The organism is Microbacterium sp. MRS-1 (assembly GCF_000585455.1).
Classification (GTDB): domain Bacteria; phylum Actinomycetota; class Actinomycetes; order Actinomycetales; family Microbacteriaceae; genus Microbacterium; species Microbacterium laevaniformans.
This window is the reverse complement of sequence record NZ_JAUF01000010.1, coordinates 14,149-30,774: the sequence shown is the minus strand read 5'-3', so window position 1 is coordinate 30,774 and position 16,626 is coordinate 14,149. Positions and strand designations below refer to the sequence as shown.

The following is a 16,626-nucleotide window of genomic DNA, read 5'->3' as shown; positions in this document are numbered from 1 at the left end:
GGGGTTTTCCTGTTGGTGACCCCAGCGGGATTCGAACCCGCGTTACCGCCGTGAGAGGGCGGCGTACTAGGCCGCTATACGATGGGGCCGTACCTTTTTCGCTGCGTAAGCAACCGTTCGATTATGCCATGACGATCGACGCCTCACCAAATCGAGACCGGACGGGGCGCCCGGCTTGCCCCGATCGCACGACAGGCGTTGACTGAGCGACATGCGCGTCACCAAACACGAACACGCCTGCCTGCGTCTGGAGCGCGAGGGCAGCCAGCTGCTCATCGATCCGGGAAGCTTCACGCTTCCGCTGCAGGATCTCGCCGGGACCGTCGGAGTCGTGCTCACCCACGAACACCCCGACCACTGGACGCCCGAGCATCTCCGCCGCATCCGGGAGCACGCGTCCGACGTGCCGATCTACGGCCCCCAGGGCGTCGCAGACGCGGCCGCCGAGTTCGGCCTCACCGTCGTCGCTCCCGGGGACGCCGTGACGGTCGGCCCCTTCTCGCTCCGCTTCTTCGGCGGGCGCCACGCCGTCATCCACGAGTCGATCCCTGTGGTCGACAACGTGGGCGTGCTGGTCGACGAGGAGTTCTACTACCCCGGCGACTCCTACGCCGTCCCCGCGGGCGCGGACGTCCGGCTGCTCGCCGCCCCCGTCGGCGCTCCGTGGCTGAAGATCGGCGAGGCCATGGACTTCGTCCTCGCCGTGAAGCCGGAGCACTCGTTCGCGACGCACGACATGACACTGTCCCGCATCGGGCTCGACATGCACCGCGGGCGTCTGCACTGGGCCACCGAACAGGGCGGCGGACGGTTCAGTCCCCTCGATCCGGGCGACGCGATCGATCTCTGACACCCCGACGACGACGGATGCCGCGACCCCCGGTCACTCCGGGAGTCGCGGCATCCGTTCGTATGAGCCGATCAGGCCTCGGCGTCGTGGTCGGTCTCCAGGAACGCGACGAGCGAGTCGAGCGCGGCATCCGCACCCTCGCCCTCGGCCTTGAGCGTGACGACGGTGCCCTGCGTGGCGCCGAGTCCCATCAGCGTGAGGATGCTGCCGGCGTTGAGGTCAGGACCGCCCTCGACCGCGATCGTCACGGGGACGCCGGTCTGCTGAACGGCCTGCACGAAGAGCTTCGCGGGGCGCGCGTGCAGACCCGAGCTGCTGGCGACGGTGGCCTGGCGTTCTGCCATGGGATCCTCCTTGGATCGGTCGTTTTCTTCTGTCTTCGAGCCTAGGCGCTGACGGCTTCGGGAGAAACCGCGTTGGCGCCGGACATACCCTCGTTGGCGGCCGATCCGCGGCGCGCGAAGCGCTTGAGAGCGACGACCGAGAAGGCCGCGACGACCGTACCCGCGGCGATGGCGACGAGCCACAGCCAGAAGTTGTCGATCGCGAAGAAGACGAACACGCCGCCGTGAGGCGCCTTGCTCGTGACGGCGAACGCCATCGAGAGGGCACCGGTGACCGCGCCGCCGAGCATCATGGAGGGGATGACCCGGAAGATGTCGGCCGCGGCGAACGGGATCGCGCCCTCGGAGATGAACGCCGCGCCCAGCAGCCAGGCCGCCTTGCCGTTCTCGCGCTCCGGCTCGGTGAAGAGCTTGCGGTCGATGACGGTCGAGGCGAGGGCCATCGCGAGCGGCGGCACCATGCCGGCGGCCATGACGGCGGCCATGATCTGCAGGTAACGCTCGTCACCGGCGATGCCGGCGGCGAGGTTGCCCGTCGCGAACGCGTAGGCGACCTTGTTGACGGGGCCACCGAGGTCGAAGCACATCATGAGGCCGAGGATGATGCCGAGGATGATCACGCCGGCGCCGGACAGGCCCGACAGCCAGTCGTTGAGCGCCTTGGTCAGCCACGCGATCGGTCCGCCGAGGACCAGCAGCATGAGCCCGGAGGCGAAGATCGAGCCGAGCAGCGGGATGATCACGACGGGCATGAGACCGCGCAGCCAGCGCGGCACGTCCAGACCGTTCAGCCAACGTGCGGCGACACCGGCGAGCAGACCACCGACGATGCCGCCGAGGAAGCCGGCGCCCATGAAGCCCGCGACGGCACCCGCCACGAACCCGGGGGCGATACCGGGGCGGTCGGCCATGCCGTACGCGATGTAGCCGGCCAGTGCCGGCACGAGGAAGCCGAACGAGAGCGCACCGATCTTGAACAGCACGGCGCCGAGGTACACGATGAGCGAGGTGTCACCGAGGTTCCACAGGGTGGAGGCGCCGAGGATCTTGTCGGCGTCGAACGCGATCGTGTAGCCGCCGAGCAGGAAGCCGAGCGCGATCAGCAGACCACCGCCCGCGACGAACGGGATCATGTAGCTGACGCCGGTGAGCAGCGCCCGCTTGATGCTCGCGCCGTACGACTCCCCCGCACCCGACGTCGCGGTGGATGCCGCTGCCGCCGAACCGCTCACGCGCGCGGCGTTCGGGTTCTTCGCGGCGGCGATCGCCTCGGCGACCAGCTGAGCCGGCGCTTCGATGCCGCGCTTGACGCTCGCGCGCACGACGGGCTTGCCCGCGAAGCGCTGCGGCTCACGCACGTCGACGTCGACGGCGAAGATGACGGCATCCGCCGCCTCGATGATCTTCGGGTCGAGCGCCTTGTATCCGCTCGAGCCCTGCGGCTCGACGATGAGGTCGATGCCGTCCTTGCCGCCCTGCGCGGTGAGCGCGTCGGCGGCCATGAAGGTGTGCGCGATGCCGGTGGCGCAGGCGGTGACCGCGACGATGCGCGCGGGGCGCCCGTCGATGAGGTGCGCGCTGTCCGCGGCTGCGGCGGCGGCGGGCGCCGCGGCCGGTGCCGCGGTGCCGGAGACGGCGGCCGTCACGAGGGCGACGACGTCCTCGGCCGTCGCGGCCGAACGAAGACCCGCGGTGAAGTCCTCGCGCATGAAGCTGCGGGCCAGCTGGGACAGCACGGCCAGGTGCTCCTCGGCGGCGGTGTCGGGGGCCGCGATGAGGAAGACGAGGTCGGCGGGGCCGTCGTCGGCGCCGAAGTCGATGCCGGGCTTCAGCCGCGCGAACGCCAGCGTCGCCTCGCGCACCGCTGCGCTCTTGGCGTGCGGGATCGCGATGCCGCCCGGAAGGCCGGTCTCGTCGGTCTGCTCGCGCTTCCAGGCGTCGGCGGCGAGGGCTGCGGCATCCGTCGCCCGTCCCGTCGCCGCCACGCGGGCGGCGAGGGCGTCGATGACGGCCCGCTTGTCGGTGCCGAGCGACTCGTCAAGGCTGACGAGCGCCGGCGTGATGATCTCTGACACGGTGACCTCCAGTGGTCGTTTGGGTACAGGGTGGGTTTTCAGAGGGCGAGAGGCCTCACCGGCACGTCGCCGGGGAGGAGGTCGGTGGGGGTGGGGGCCTGTGTTCCCGGCAGGGCGGCCGCCGCCGACCCGTAGCGGATGCCGCTGCGCACCCGCTCGTCGGGAGCAGCGCCGGCGACGTCGGCGAGCAGGAACCCGGCCAGCGAGCTGTCCCCCGCGCCCACGGTGCTGCGCACACGCGTGGGCGGAGGGGTACCGAACCAGGCGCCGTCGGGGTCGACGAGCACGGCGCCGTCGCCGCCGAGCGTGACGAAGGCGGCCCCGACGCGGGTCGGTACGAGCTGGCGCGCGACGGCGAGCACCGCCTCGGGCAGCGGCAGCTCCGCGTCCAGAGCGACGCCGGCCAGCTCCACCAGCTCCTCATCGTTGGGCTTGATGAGGTCGGGGCGTCCGCGCTCGACGACCGCGCGCAATGCGGGGCCGGACGTGTCGACCGCGATGCGGGGAGCGGATGCTCCGGCGGCGCGAACGGCGGTGATCACGTCGACGTAGAAGTCCTCCGAAAGGCCCGGCGGAAGCGAGCCCGCCAGCACGAGCCAGTCGGCATCTGCCGACGCGCGCACGGTCGCATCGATGAGCGTCGCCGCATCCTGCGCGGTGCGCGTGACGCCCGGAAGGTTGATCTTGGTCGTCACGCCGTCGCTGTCGGTGAGCGTCAGGTTCGCGCGGGCGGTGCCCGGCAGCGGCACCGCGAGAACCGGCACGTGCGCGGAACGCAGCACGGCGGCGAACGGGTCGTCGGCATCCAGCGGGAGAACGGCGCGCGTCGCGACGCCGGAGCCGGCGAGCACGCGGGTCACGTTGATGCCCTTGCCCCCGGCATCCTCGCGGACCGAGAGTGCAGACTGCACTTCGCCCACGCGCAGCGCGTCGGACAGCGTCACGGTGCGATCGAGAGACGGATTGGCGGTCAGGGTGACGATCATGCGATCCACACCTCCACATCGGCGTCGCCGAGGGCGGCGACGAGGTCGGCAGGGGGCTCGGCGTCGGTGACGAGGATGTCGAGGTCGGCCAGACGGCCGAAGGAGACGAGCAGTTCGCCGTCGAACTTCTCCGCGTCGGCGAGGACCACGATCCGGCGGGCCGAAGCGATGACGGCACGCTTGACGGCCGCCTCGTCGGGGTCGGGAGTGCTCAGCCCGAATGCGGCCGACAGCCCGTTCGTGCCGATGAAGGCGAGGTCGGGACGAAGGCGCGAGATCGCATCGACGGTCTGCGCCCCCACCGCGGCGGCCGTCAGACCGCGAACGCGGCCGCCGATCGCCGTGAGGTTCAGCGCCGGCGCTCCGGCGAGCAGGTGCGCGACCGTCATCGAGTGCGTGACGACCTCGAGCGGGTGCGCCGTCGTGGCGCGCTGAGCCAAGAGTCCCGCCAGCGCGGCCGTGGTGGTGCCCGCGTCGATGTATACCGAGCCGTCACCGTGGGTGCCGATGGCGTCCAGCGCGCGCGCCGCGATGGCGAGCTTCGCATCGGTGCGACGCTGAGTGCGCTCGACGAAGGAGGTCTCCGCGGTACTGACGCGGGTGCGGGCGACGGCTCCCCCGTGCACGCGACGCACGAGGCCCGCCGACTCGAGCTGATCGAGGTCGCGGCGAACCGTCTCGGTCGTCACGCCGAAGCGGCGGGCGAGATCGATGACAACGACCCGACCCTCAGTGGTGATCAGCTGCTCGATGAGCTGCTGTCGCTCCGTTGCGTACACGGTTCCTCCTTGAATAGCCACACGTTACAACACAAACACAGCCGCATCAACACACCAGCCCGGGAAAAACCACATCACGCGCAGAAGGGCCCCGATCCGAAGACCGGGGCCCTTCTGCCGCGCGGCGCGCGGAGGGATGCCGAGGCTCAGGCCTCGCTCATCACCGTGACTTCCTGCTGACCGCGTGCGGCCAGAGCGGCGGCGCGAGCGGCGATGCGACGCTCCTGTTCGATCTGACCGGCATCCAGCGTCTCCTGGTCGACGGGGTAGCTGTCCACCTTGTTCACACCGTTGTACTTGGCGATGTAGGCGTCCAGCTCCGGGCCGGACTCCCACGAGGTGATGAGGCAGTAGCGCGGCTCGGTTCCGTAGTGGGCGGCGGCGTGCCACAGCCGCTGCGTGTCGACGATCAGCTGCGCGCCGGCCGGCAGCGCGATACGCGTCTCCTCGCTCGGATCGGTGCGGTTCTCACGCAGCACGAAGTAGCTCGTGGTGTCGTCCGTGAGGTTGAAGAACCCGCGCACCACCCAACCCGTGCCATCCGGGTTCAGACGGTTGTTGTCGTCCTGGTGCAGGTTGTAGAGGCAGTCCGCGTACGTGTTGGGCTGCAGCTCGATGATCCGGCAACGTCCGACGTTCGCACCCGGCTCCATCGCGCGCGCTGTCAGCGTCGGTGCGATGGCGGTCTGCGAGTCGATCCAGACGCCGTCCTTGTCGGTGCGCGGCGGCTTGTGGTTCCAGAAGCCGTTGCACTCGATCTCACCCTTGGCCGAGGCCAGCGGTGCGAAACGAGTGTCGCCCGAAGACTTCCAGTCGACGTATTCGACGTCGAGCCATTCCTTCGGATCGATCTCGTTGTTGTAGCGGTCGAGGACGACGTAACCGGTCTCCTCGAGAGCCGCGCTCTTGATGTAACCCATGACGGATTCAACCTTTCTGCCGGACAAGCGAAGTTTTTACAGGCCCGGCCGAGGCAAGCCTACAGAGCGCCCATGTGAACGCGATTAGACTCGACGGCGGTCATCGAGAGCGAGCGCGGAGGCGACACGGACAGTATGAACAGCGGTACGCATCTCGCCCCCTCGGTCGCGGCGGCACACGTCTCGGCCACCGCTGTCGCGACGATCCGCTGGCTCTCGGCATCCGACACGACCATCGTCGTCCCGGTGTATCAGCGCCAGTACCGATGGGACATCGGCGGGTGCGAGCAACTGCTCGCCGACGTGCGCGCTGTCGCCGATGCCGGCGCCGGACAGACACACTTCATCGGTTCGATCCTGTCGACGGCGTCGGCCTCCTCCGACGACGATGCGCACCTGGTGCTCATCGACGGACAGCAGCGCATCACCACTCTGATGCTGCTGGTCGCCGCCCTGCATCACACGCTGCGCGACGACGACCCCGCACTCGCGGCCGAACTCGAGCGCGTCCTGGTGCGCAGCGACGATCCGACGCGCACCAAGCTGCGTCCGCACCGGGCGTGGGCCGATGTCTTCGAGAGCGTCGTGCTCGGTCGCCGAGAGGCGGGCGAGCAGATGCGCGAATCACGGTTCGACGACAACTATGCGTTCTTCCGCAGTCAGATCCGCCCCGACGAGGCCGCCCACATCTGGCGGGGCCTGGAGCGCCTCGAACACGTGTCGATCACCCTGGGCGCAGACGCGAACGCCCAGCAGACCTTCGAGAGCCTCAACTCCACCGGCGAGCCGCTGCGTGATCATGAGCTGATCCACAACTACGTCCTGATGGGACTCTCGCACGCCGAGCAGGGCGAGATCGAAGACGAGTATTGGATGCCGATCGAGCACGACACCGGCGAGCAGATCGGCGACTTCTGGCGCCACTACCTGGTCATGCTCACCGGGCGCGAGGTCACGGTCGCCGGTGAGCGGGGCGTCTACGACACCTTCCGTTCCCAGTTCCCACGCCTCGACCTCGCGACGCTGCGGGAGCGCGCCGCGCAGTGGCGTCGCTACGCGGGCATCTACCGGATCCTCCTCGATCCGGCGCGCGCCGACGACCCCGTGATCGCACGACAGCTGGCCTACCTCAACACCTTCGGACGCGGCATGTACCCCCTGGCGCTTCGACTGCTTCACGAGCACATCGAGGGCGACCTCAGCGCTGCCGAGCTGCGTGTCTCGCTCGAGCACGTGCAGTCGCTGCTGCTGCGACGCACCGTCGTGGGCGTGACCACCGACCGCCTCGTCGCACGCCTGTGCCGTGCCGCTGCGGTGTCGAGCGACGCCCTGGTGCAGGCGATCGCCCGCATCACACCGTCTGACGAACGGACCCGGGTGGGGCTCAAGTACACGGCACTTCCGCACCCCTCCTACGTGTTGAAGCGTCTGGCGGGCGACATCGATCTTCCCGGCATCGACCTGGAGCACGTCGCACCCGCTGCGCCCTCCGACGACTGGTCGCCCGACGGCATCCGCCGATGGGCCGACCTCACCGACGACGAGCAGAACAGCTTCCGTGCGCTGGCACCCACACTCGGCAACCTGACGCTGCTGGAAGAGCATCTTTTCGAGCGGGCGTTCGACGCCTCGTTCCCCCCGAAGCGTGCGGTGTACGACGAGAGCGCCGTCGAGATCACCCGCGCGATCGCCCGCACCGAGTCGTGGAGCACGGCAGCCATCGCCGCGCGCACGCAGGCGCTGACCGAGCTGTTCCTCCAGGTGTGGCGCCGCCCCGCCGTCGTCAGCATCGACGACGACAATCTGACGCCGATCCTGGATGCCGTGAAGCGGCGCGGCTGGCCGCGCGGATGGCAGCGCGAGTTCGACTACGTCGAGTTCCGCGGCGAGCACTGGGAGGTGACGGACATCCGCTACCTCTTCAACCGCATCTTCAAGCGTCTCTGGGCCGACTCCCGCCAGAGCGTCATCGATTTCAGCGCGCGGCGCGGCGGACCGGTCTATCCCGCGAAGGCGTGGAACGGCCAGTGGGACGAGCTGGGCGACGGCCGCTACCTCTACATGGGCTGGGACTCGAAGTACATGCTCACTGCGGTTCAGGGCGTGCTCGACGAGGCGGGGTGGGCCTCGGAGGTGTTCGTCAAGTACTCCTACATCGGTAACGCGATGAAGTGATCGGCGCCGTCATGCCTCGTCGATCGGCCACGCCTCGCCGCTCCCGTACCGAGCGCGGCTCAGCGCGGCGCTGGCGCGACGTGCGGCGGCAGGTCGACGCCCTCGACGTCGCGACCTTCGCCGCGGTGGCGCGCACGCACAGCCCGTTGCTGGACGCGACGATGCCGGCGCTGACGCGTGCCGCCGACCGTTCGGTGCTGTGGATGGCGATCGCGGGTCTGCTCGCGCTCACCGCCCGCCCACGCGGCCGGCGTGCTGCGGCGCGCGGGCTGGCGGCCATCGGGGTCACGAGTCTCCTCGCGAACCAGGTTTCCAAGCGGCTGCACCGCCGCCCTCGACCGTCCATCACGCAAGTGCCGACGCAGCGGCTGGCCCGGCGGATTCCCGACTCGACGTCGTTCCCGAGCGGTCACTCGGCCAGCGCCATGGCCTTCGCCGCCGCCGCATCCGCCGAGATGCCCACGCTGACCGTTCCGCTGCGCGCCCTCGCCGGGCTCGTCGGGTTCTCTCGCGTCGCCACCGGCGCCCACTACCCGTCCGATGTGGCGGCAGGCTTCGCCCTGGGCGAAGCGATCGCCTGGCTGACGACCCGCGTCGTCCCGGTCGAACGCGTGGACCCGCTGCAGGATGCTCTCGCCGTGCATGCCGGCACGCCCCGGCCCGACGGCGCGGGAATCGCACTGGTGATCAATCCGCGCTCCGGCTCCGGGCGCGCGGCGCGCATCCTTCCGACCGTGCGGCGGGCCCTCCCCCGCCTGCGGGTCGTCGAGCTGGACGCGGACGACGACTACGCGGCCGTCATCCGCGCGACGGCAGCCGACTGCGAGGTGCTTGCCGTCGCCGGCGGGGACGGCACCGTCCAACAGGCCGCGGCCGCCGCCCGCGAGCACGGCATCCCGCTGGCCGTGCTGCCGGCGGGAACGTTCAACCACTTCGCCAAGGACCTCGGCATGTACCCGCTGTCGACGGCGATCGCGGCGATCCGCGCCGGGACGGTGGCCAAGGTCGACCTCGGTGAGGTCAACGACAAAATCTTCGTGAACACGGCCAGCGTCGGCGCGTACACGGACTTCGTGACGATCCGGGAACGCTACGAACACCGCATCGGCAAGCCGCTGGCCGCGGTCGTCGCCGCGGTGAAGACCCTGGGCACCGCCCGCGCGGTCCGCGTCCGGGTGCGCGATCTCGACGGCGAGACGGTCGACGCCCGCTTCAGCCTCCTCTTCCTCGGCAACGGGCGGTATGAACCACGGGGATTCGCTCCGGTGCACCGCGCGACCCTCGACGACGCGCGACTGGATCTGCGTGTACTGGGCGTCTCACGCCTGGGGTCCCGCGCGCGCGTCTTCGTCGACCTGTTCACCGGGCGGATCTCCCGCAACCGTCGGTATCAGGAGTTCTCGGATGCCGAGTTCGACCTCGAACTGCTCGACGGTCCGTATCGCATCGCCCGTGACGGCGAAGTGGGCGAAGAGGTCGATCATCTCCGCGCGCGCGTGCTTGCGCGCGCCCTCACCGTGATCGCGCCCGCCGCGTCCGCGCGCTGACTCAGGTTGCGGGAGGGCGCAGAGCGCCGGCGGCCGCCGCATCCAGGTAGCGGACGACCGCGAGCACGCGGCGGTGGTCGTCAGCATCCACGGGAAGGCCCAGTGCGTCATAGATGTTCGAGGTGTGCTGGACGATCGCCTTCTCGGTCAGCACCAGGGCTGCCGCGATCCCGGCGTTGCTGCGTCCCTGTGCCATGAGAGCGAGCACCTCCAACTGCCGCGGGGTGAGCCCACCCACCGCACCGCCGAAGCGACCGGCCCGGGCGAGCATCAACTCGACGACCTCCGGGTCGAGCGCGGATCCGCCCGCCGCGACCCGGCGAAGGTCGGCGGTGAACGTGCGCACATCGGCGATGCGCTGCTTCAGCAGATAGCCGACTCCCCCAGCCTGGGCCCCCAGCAGCTCCGTGGCGTACCGGCGCTGCACGTGCTGCGAAAGAACGACCACACCGATCTGCGGGTGAGCGCGACGGACCCGCACGGCCGCCGCGAGGCCCTCGTCGGTGTGGCTCGGCGGCATCCGGATGTCGGTGATGGCCAGATCCGGCACGCGCGCGTCGACGGCCTGTTCCCAGTCCGCCGCGGTGCCGACCGCACCGATGACGCTGAATCCCTCCTTCTCGAGAACGTGCGTCAGCCCTTCGCGCAGCAGCACCTCGTCCTCGGCGATGATCACACGCACGGCAGCTCGACTCCCACTCGGGTGCCGCCGCCGCGCGGCGACACGATCTCGACGGCGCCTTCGAGGGCAGCGACCCGGTCGTGCAGACCACGCAGGCCCGCACCGACTCCGATGCGTGCATCACCGACGCCGTCGTCCTCCACGATGACCGTCAGGCGGTCCTCGCGGAGGGCGACGCTCACCCGCAAGGCCGTAGCGCCCGCGTGCTTGACGGCGTTGGTGAGCAGCTCTGCGATCACGAAGTACGCCGTGTGCGCCGCCGCCGACGACACACGGGACTCGTCGACGTCGGCACTCAACAGAGCCGGCACCTCCGCGCGATCGACGAGTTCCTCGACCGCGGCCACCAGCCCCCTCTCGCGCAGCGGCGCCGGCATGACGTTGTGCACGAGTCGGCGCAGCTCCGTCGCCGCCTCGTCGATGCCGGCCCGCAAGTGCTCCGCGGCCGCGGGGGTGTCCTCGGCGACGACGTCGGCCATCGACTGAGCCTCCAGCGCCAGCAGCACCAGCTGCACCTGGAGTCCGTCATGAAGATCGCGCGCGATGCGTGCCCGTTCGGCGTACGCAGCCTCCATCAACCGACGCCGAGACTGGATGAGCTCCTCGTTCGAGAGGGTGAGCTCCGCGGTGAGACGCTCACGGTCGATCGCGATCGCAAGGATCTCCCCCGCTCGCCTCACCGTCAGAGGATCGTCCGTGACGCGGGTGTCGTAGTCGATGGCCCCGACCAGGCGACCGTCGACGCGCACCGGCACGTGCGCCCTCCCGCCGGCCGGCGCCGCGGGCAGGAACGCGACACCGTCGGCATCCACGAAGCTTCCACTCTGCGCCGACCAGTACACGACCTGGAGACTGTCATCGCCCAGGCTGGCTCGCAGCGCCCGCTCGACGGCCGGCTTGTCGGGGCCCCCGACCGCGAGCCACGCGCTCAGCGACTCCAGCGCCGTGGTGCGAGCGAACGAGCCGGCCACGACGCCGAGGAGGAAGGCCACCGGCAGCCCGGCCATGAGAGCGAGCTGGACGACTCCGACCATGGATGCCGCCGTGCCGGTCAGCAATCGGGGCGCCGCGACGATGCCGAGCACGGCGACGATGCCGTATGCCGACAGTGGCAGCAGGATGCGACGATGGCGACGGTCGCTGATAACGAGGCGGATCGTGAGAATCGCCGCCGTCGCCGTCATCACCAGGGCGCCGAGGACGGGCTGCACCACGCTGATCAGCGCCCCGGCGCGCGGTGCGACCACGCGCAGCGCGTCCAGTCCCGTCGCCGCTGCGTAGCCGGCTATGACGACGCCCACGGACAGGCGACCCCGCAGTCGGCCGGATGGAAAGGCGTGCAACAGGTGAACCGTCACGGCGAACACGGAGGTCGCGAACAACGCGGACACCACGTCGGACAGCGGTAGCTGAAGGTTGCCGAGCCCGCCGAGGCACAGGGCGACGGCTCCGAGCAGGATCAGGGGTCCGGTGCCGTTGGCGGGGCGGCGCCACCACGCGAGCACACCGGCGACCACCCAGATCCACAAGACGACGGTGAACGCGACGAGGGCATTCGCCATGTCGGGGTGCGCCGCGCTTGCGGCCAGCTGCACCACCCCGACGATCACCGCGAACGCCACGATGACCCACAGTGCGAGCTCGAGCGGCAGGACCTGTCGCCGATGTCCTCGCCCGGCGCGTCGAGGCTCCGCTCCACGCGTACGCGGTGTCACCATGCGTCGACCGTACTCCCGGCGACGTCTGCGCGAACGGGACCCAGGTCCATGGCCTCCCGGCGGCGCTCTCCCCTATGGTCGATCCAGCGGAACGCCTTCGCACACGGATCGTCGCCGCACGGCAGGGGGAAGCTCATGGGACAGATCGGCACGATGAGACGCCGCGTCACGCGCGCGACAGCCATCGTCGTAGCGGCGGGGTTCGCCGCCTGCGCGCTGAGCAGTTGCAGCGGAGGGCCTGCGCCATCGTCGACCGTCGCCGTGGACACCGGGACCCGGCCCAACCAGGACGTGGTGGCGCTGTACACGGACCGCGCCGCAGCGGTCGATGCGGCGCTCACTCTGCTGCCGTCACAAATCGACGATGCCTTGCGCCGGTCGAAGGTTCCGGGGCTGGCGGTGGCGGTCGTATCTCACGACGCGGTGCTGTACACGAACGGCTTCGGCGTTCGCGATGAGTCCACCGGCGCGAAGGTCGATGCCGACACGGTCTTCCAGATCGCGTCGCTGTCCAAACCGATCTCCGCCACCATCCTCGCCAAGGCGATGACCCAGGATCCGTCGCTGACCTGGTCGACACCGGCGCACACGCTCATGCCGGGCCTCGCACTCGCCGACCCCTACGTGACCCAGAACATCACCGTCGGCGACTTCTTCGCACACCGCAGCGGCATCCCGACGGGAGGCGGCGATGATCTGGAGGATCTCGGCTTCGACCGGAACTACATCCTCTCCCACCTCAGCGAGATCCCCCTGCAACCGTTTCGGACCACTTACCAGTACTCGAACTTCGGTTTGACGACGGGCGCGGAGGCGGTGGCCGCATCCCGGGGCCAGAGCTGGGAGCAGATGTCGAAGGAACTGCTCTTCAGCCCGTTGGGAATGACCTCGACGAGCACGAGCCACGCCGACTTCCTCTCCGCCCCGAATCACGCGGTGCTGCACGCCCGCATCGGGGAGGACGACTTCCAACCGCTGTTCGATCGCGACCCCGACGCGGAAGCTCCCGCGGGCGGCGTGTCCTCGAACGTGCGCGATCTCGCGACGTGGATGCAGCTGCTCCTCAGCGACGGCTCGCGAGACGGGTCGGCGTTCATCAACTCGGACCCGCTGAACCAGGCGCTCTCGGCCCAGATCGTCAGCTCCCATGCCGGCGACCTCGATCAGCGCCCGGGGCATTACGGGTTCGGCATCAACGTCGGATCCGCCGCGGGCGGCCGCGTCACGCTCAGCCATTCCGGCGCGTTCGGCCTCGGCGCGGCCACCGCCGCCACTCTCGTACCCGACCTCGACCTCGGCATCGTCGTCCTGACGAACGGTGCACCGGTCGGCCTGCCCGAAGCCGTGGTGCAGATCTTCCTCGACGAGGTGATGTACGGGCACCAGTCCCGGGACTGGGTCGACACGATGCACGGCTTCTTCGCCGGTTTCAACGCGCCGTCCGGCGACCTCGCCGGCCAGAGCCCGCCGACGGATGCCGCGGCATCCGCTCCCGCATCGGACTATGTCGGCACCTATACCAGTGCGTATTTCGGCACGCTCACGGTCACCGAGGCCGGCGGTCGACTACGAGGAGCGCTGGGGCCGACGGGGGCGACGACCTTCGACATCACGCCATGGAACGGCGACACCATGGCGTACGTCCCCACGGGTGAGAACGCGCTGCCGGGATCGCTGTCCTCGGTGGTGTTCGCACGTTCCGGCGGCGCGGTGACGACCGCGACGTTCACCTACCTCAACCGCTACCCGCACATCGCGGAGCCCTCGGGCCTGGGTGTGTTCACGCGTCAGCGCTGAGGGCGGCATCGCCCACCGGATAGACACGGTGTCGACCGACGTGGGCGCGTCGTGTGGCGCGCTAGTCTCGCGCCATGGCGAGCACGATCGACTGGTCGGCGAGACTGCGCCGTCTCGACGCCGACGACTGGGCCTCCACGCTGGAGGGCGCGTCGGGGCTGCCCGGACCTCGCGCCAACCTCGACCTCGTGGTCGCGGCCGCGCGGATCGCCGGAGCGTCGGAGATCGATGCGCTCGTGCGCGCGGGCGGCGAGTTCGCGACCATGTGCGCGGCCGCCGCGATCGGGCGCGATGCGGGCGCGCCCGACAGCGAGAAGCGAGCGCGTCGCCTCGCACAGGATCCGCGGTGGCGTGTGCGCGAAGGCGTCGTGATCGGCCTTCAGCTCTGGGGCGACGTCGACCCCGCGGCGATGGCGGAGCTCGTCGCCGCGTGGGCGACGGCGGCGAGCCCGCTCGTCCGACGCGCAGCGGTCGCGGCGATCTGCGAGCCACGTCTGCTGCGATCGTCATCCGCCGCCGCGCGCGCCGTGGAGATCTGCAGGCAGGCCACCGACACACTCCGCGCGCTGCCCACCCCGGGGCGACGGGACCCCGATGTGCGGACTCTCCGCCAGTGTTTGGGCTATGCCTGGAGCGTCGCCGTGGCCGCGGACCCGGCCCCCGGACTCCGCGCGTTTCACGCGCTGTCCAGCGATGACCCCGACGTCGCCTGGATCATTCGCGAGAACCGTCGCAAGAAGCGCCTGCTCTCTCTGGAGGCGGTGACGCCGCATCAGGAGCAGGAGTAGAGCGTGAACCCGCCCGCTCCGCCGCCGGACGAGGTCGACTTCGTGTGGGAGCCGGCCGGTGCGGAAGGCCAGGTGTGCCGCGTCCGACAAGACGCGGCGCGCACGGCGTTGGCGACCTGATCCCCCTTGGGGGCGTGATCCCTGACGACGATCAGGTGCACCCCGGCGCGGATCTTCGCGGTGATCTCGGCCGCAGTGAAGACGACCGCCTGACCGGAGTAGCCGCCATCGGTGAGCACCTCATCGCCGGTCGCGTCGATGACCGGAGCCGCGATGCTCCACGAGTCCGTCAGGAACAGCGGCGCGCCATCGCGCCCTCCTCCCGCCGCACGGGCGGCGGCGACGAGCTCCAGCAGCGGCGGCGTGATCCCCGGCGCACCGCCCCAGATCTGCGGTGGTGACGGGCGGAACGAGGCCGTCACGGCGGCGCGCGGGTCGTCGTGCTTCACGCCGACGTACGCGTCTCCCCCGCTGCCGTCGCGCGCGGCATCCACCACCTGCACGGCGAAGAGCGCGGGTCCTGCCAGAACCGCGACCGCCGCGGCGAGGGCGATCGTCCGGCCGAGACGTCGGCGCCACGGTATCCGCAGAGCACTCGCGACGACGAGCGCGCACATTCCTGCAGTGACGGCGATCATCGCGATCCACAGGGGACGAGGCATCCCCGTCACGACGGCCAGCACCACGCACCACGAGAGCTGCACCACGGTCAGCATCGGCAGGACGAGCCGTCCGGCCCGGCCCGGTGAACGGCGGAGCCGAACCGCCTCATCGACCGCGAAGGCCGCGAGCAACGCCAGCTGCACCCCGATCGCAGACAGATATGCCGTGTGGGGCATGCGTGCCGCCGAGAGGATCGCGGCACCCGTGACCAGCCACACGATCAGGACGACGAACATCGCCGTCGCCGGCGACACGGGCCGAGGTCTGCTCCGACCGCGCCACGTCCGCACCAGCGACCACACACCCAGCCCGACACCGAACAGCGCAGCCGGGTACAGCCACCCGATCTGCCCGAGATACAGCGGATCGATCAGTTTCGTCATCGCCGCCGCGGCGCCGGACGCCGTTTGCGTCCCACCGCCGCTGCGGACGGCACCGTCGATCGCGTTCGGGAAGAGACGATCGATGCCGTTGTAGCCGAAGACCATCGCGAAGACGTTGTTGTCGGTCGAGCCGTCGACGAACGGACGCGACGCTGCGGGAACGAGCTGCATCATCAGCATCCATGACAGCGAGGCCAGGACCGCACTCCCGAGCAGCGCACCGACTCGAGCCACGCGCTGCGGCCAGCGGCCGCCGACGGCGATCAGGGTCCCGATGAGCAGGGCGGGCATCACGAACCAGGCCTGCATCATCTTCGCCTGGAAGCCGACGCCGATGAACAGCCCGGCCCATAACAGCGGCCACCATCGCTTCGTCAGCACGGCGCGCTGCCACCACAGCACCGCCACCGCGAGCGACATCGTGAGGAGTCCGTCTTCCATGGGATGACCGAACATCGAGACGAAGATGGGCGTGGATGCCGCGGCAGCCGCCGCCATGAGCCCGACCGCACGACCGCGCCACCGCAGACCGATCAGCGCGCAGGCGAACACCGTGACCAGCCCCTCGATCACCTGCGGAAGCGCCAGCGCGGAGGTCGACATGCCGAACAGGCGAACGCTCAACGCCTGCGGGACGGCGAAGCCGCTCAGCTTGTCGAGGGTGACCGTGGCGGCGGGATCGAAAGCACCGAACAGCAGTGCCTGCCAGGACTGCGACATCGAACGCGCGGATGCTTCGTAGAAAGAGAAGTCGCCGCCGCGGGCCAGATTCCACGCCGTAAGGACGGCGAAAGCGACCAGGATTGCGGCAAGGGTGACGCGCGCCCACCAGGGCTCGCGCCACCACCGCGGGAGGGCGGGTGTCATCGGCACGGGCCGACGCTAGGCGCGGCGCTTCGGCGCCCGCTCGGCGGGGGCT

Annotated in this window: 13 protein-coding genes and 1 tRNA gene; 5 read left to right on the top strand and 9 right to left on the bottom strand. The window is 70.1% G+C overall.

Annotation, left to right across the window (positions count from 1 at the left end):
- Positions 1-13: 13 nt before the first annotated feature.
- A tRNA-Glu gene (locus tag AS96_RS02280) sits at positions 14-89 on the bottom strand.
- A gap of 122 nt (positions 90-211) precedes the next feature.
- Here AS96_RS02280 and AS96_RS02275 point away from each other — a divergent pair.
- On the top strand, positions 212-850 hold the full coding sequence (locus AS96_RS02275; RefSeq protein WP_036285223.1) for an MBL fold metallo-hydrolase: 639 nt from the start codon (positions 212-214) through the stop codon (positions 848-850).
- Positions 851-921: 71 nt separating this feature from the next.
- Here the strand turns inward: AS96_RS02275 and AS96_RS02270 are convergent, their stop codons facing one another.
- The 5 genes from AS96_RS02270 to AS96_RS02250 all read right to left on the bottom strand — a co-directional run bounded on the left by AS96_RS02270 (position 922) and on the right by AS96_RS02250 (position 5,954).
- Positions 922-1,194 carry an HPr family phosphocarrier protein gene (locus AS96_RS02270; protein WP_016465022.1) on the bottom strand — a complete coding sequence of 91 codons (273 nt, stop codon included), beginning with the start codon at positions 1,192-1,194 and terminating at the stop codon, positions 922-924.
- A 41-nt stretch (positions 1,195-1,235) separates the two neighbouring features.
- The gene (locus tag AS96_RS02265) at positions 1,236-3,269 is read right to left on the bottom strand and encodes a PTS fructose transporter subunit IIABC (RefSeq protein ID WP_016465021.1); all 2,034 of its coding nucleotides are present in this window, start codon (positions 3,267-3,269) and stop codon (positions 1,236-1,238) included.
- 38 nt (positions 3,270-3,307) lie between these two features.
- Positions 3,308-4,255 carry a 1-phosphofructokinase family hexose kinase gene (locus tag AS96_RS02260; protein WP_005050166.1) on the bottom strand — a complete coding sequence of 316 codons (948 nt, stop codon included), beginning with the start codon at positions 4,253-4,255 and terminating at the stop codon, positions 3,308-3,310.
- Complete coding sequence (locus AS96_RS02255; RefSeq protein WP_005050165.1) at positions 4,252-5,034, bottom strand: DeoR/GlpR family DNA-binding transcription regulator; 783 nt, start codon at positions 5,032-5,034, stop codon at positions 4,252-4,254. Before AS96_RS02255 ends, AS96_RS02260 begins: the two co-directional genes overlap by 4 nt.
- A gap of 146 nt (positions 5,035-5,180) precedes the next feature.
- A complete protein-coding gene (locus AS96_RS02250) occupies positions 5,181-5,954 on the bottom strand; it encodes a hypothetical protein (protein ID WP_005050163.1) in 774 nt (257 codons plus the stop codon).
- Between the two features lie 135 nt (positions 5,955-6,089).
- Here AS96_RS02250 and AS96_RS02245 point away from each other — a divergent pair, with 135 nt between their 5' ends.
- Together AS96_RS02245 and AS96_RS02240 are read left to right on the top strand one after the other, a co-directional pair.
- On the top strand, positions 6,090-8,129 hold the full coding sequence (locus tag AS96_RS02245) for a DUF262 domain-containing protein (protein ID WP_036285221.1): 2,040 nt from the start codon (positions 6,090-6,092) through the stop codon (positions 8,127-8,129).
- A gap of 11 nt (positions 8,130-8,140) precedes the next feature.
- Complete coding sequence (locus AS96_RS02240; RefSeq protein WP_036285528.1) at positions 8,141-9,676, top strand: bifunctional phosphatase PAP2/diacylglycerol kinase family protein; 1,536 nt, start codon at positions 8,141-8,143, stop codon at positions 9,674-9,676.
- A gap of 1 nt (position 9,677) precedes the next feature.
- Here the strand turns inward: AS96_RS02240 and AS96_RS02235 are convergent, their stop codons facing one another.
- Together AS96_RS02235 and AS96_RS02230 are read right to left on the bottom strand one after the other, a co-directional pair.
- Positions 9,678-10,358, bottom strand: coding sequence for a response regulator transcription factor (locus AS96_RS02235; protein WP_036285218.1), 681 nt, complete (start codon positions 10,356-10,358; stop codon positions 9,678-9,680).
- A complete protein-coding gene (locus AS96_RS02230) occupies positions 10,349-12,076 on the bottom strand; it encodes a sensor histidine kinase (protein ID WP_036285216.1) in 1,728 nt (575 codons plus the stop codon). The genes AS96_RS02235 and AS96_RS02230 overlap by 10 nt, the downstream gene beginning before the upstream one ends.
- 261 nt (positions 12,077-12,337) lie before the next feature.
- Here AS96_RS02230 and AS96_RS02225 point away from each other — a divergent pair, with 261 nt between their 5' ends.
- Together AS96_RS02225 and AS96_RS02220 are read left to right on the top strand one after the other, a co-directional pair.
- Positions 12,338-13,873, top strand: a complete 1,536-nt coding sequence (locus tag AS96_RS02225; protein ID WP_231477048.1) for a serine hydrolase — start codon at positions 12,338-12,340, stop codon at positions 13,871-13,873.
- Between the two features lie 74 nt (positions 13,874-13,947).
- Positions 13,948-14,661 (top strand): HEAT repeat domain-containing protein, encoded by a 714-nt coding sequence (locus AS96_RS02220; protein ID WP_005050152.1) that lies wholly within the window; start codon positions 13,948-13,950, stop codon positions 14,659-14,661.
- Here AS96_RS02220 and AS96_RS02215 read toward each other — a convergent pair.
- Positions 14,646-16,574 (bottom strand): ArnT family glycosyltransferase, encoded by a 1,929-nt coding sequence (locus AS96_RS02215; RefSeq protein WP_036285210.1) that lies wholly within the window; start codon positions 16,572-16,574, stop codon positions 14,646-14,648. The genes AS96_RS02220 and AS96_RS02215 overlap by 16 nt on opposite strands.
- Between the last annotated feature and the right edge of the window lie 52 nt (positions 16,575-16,626).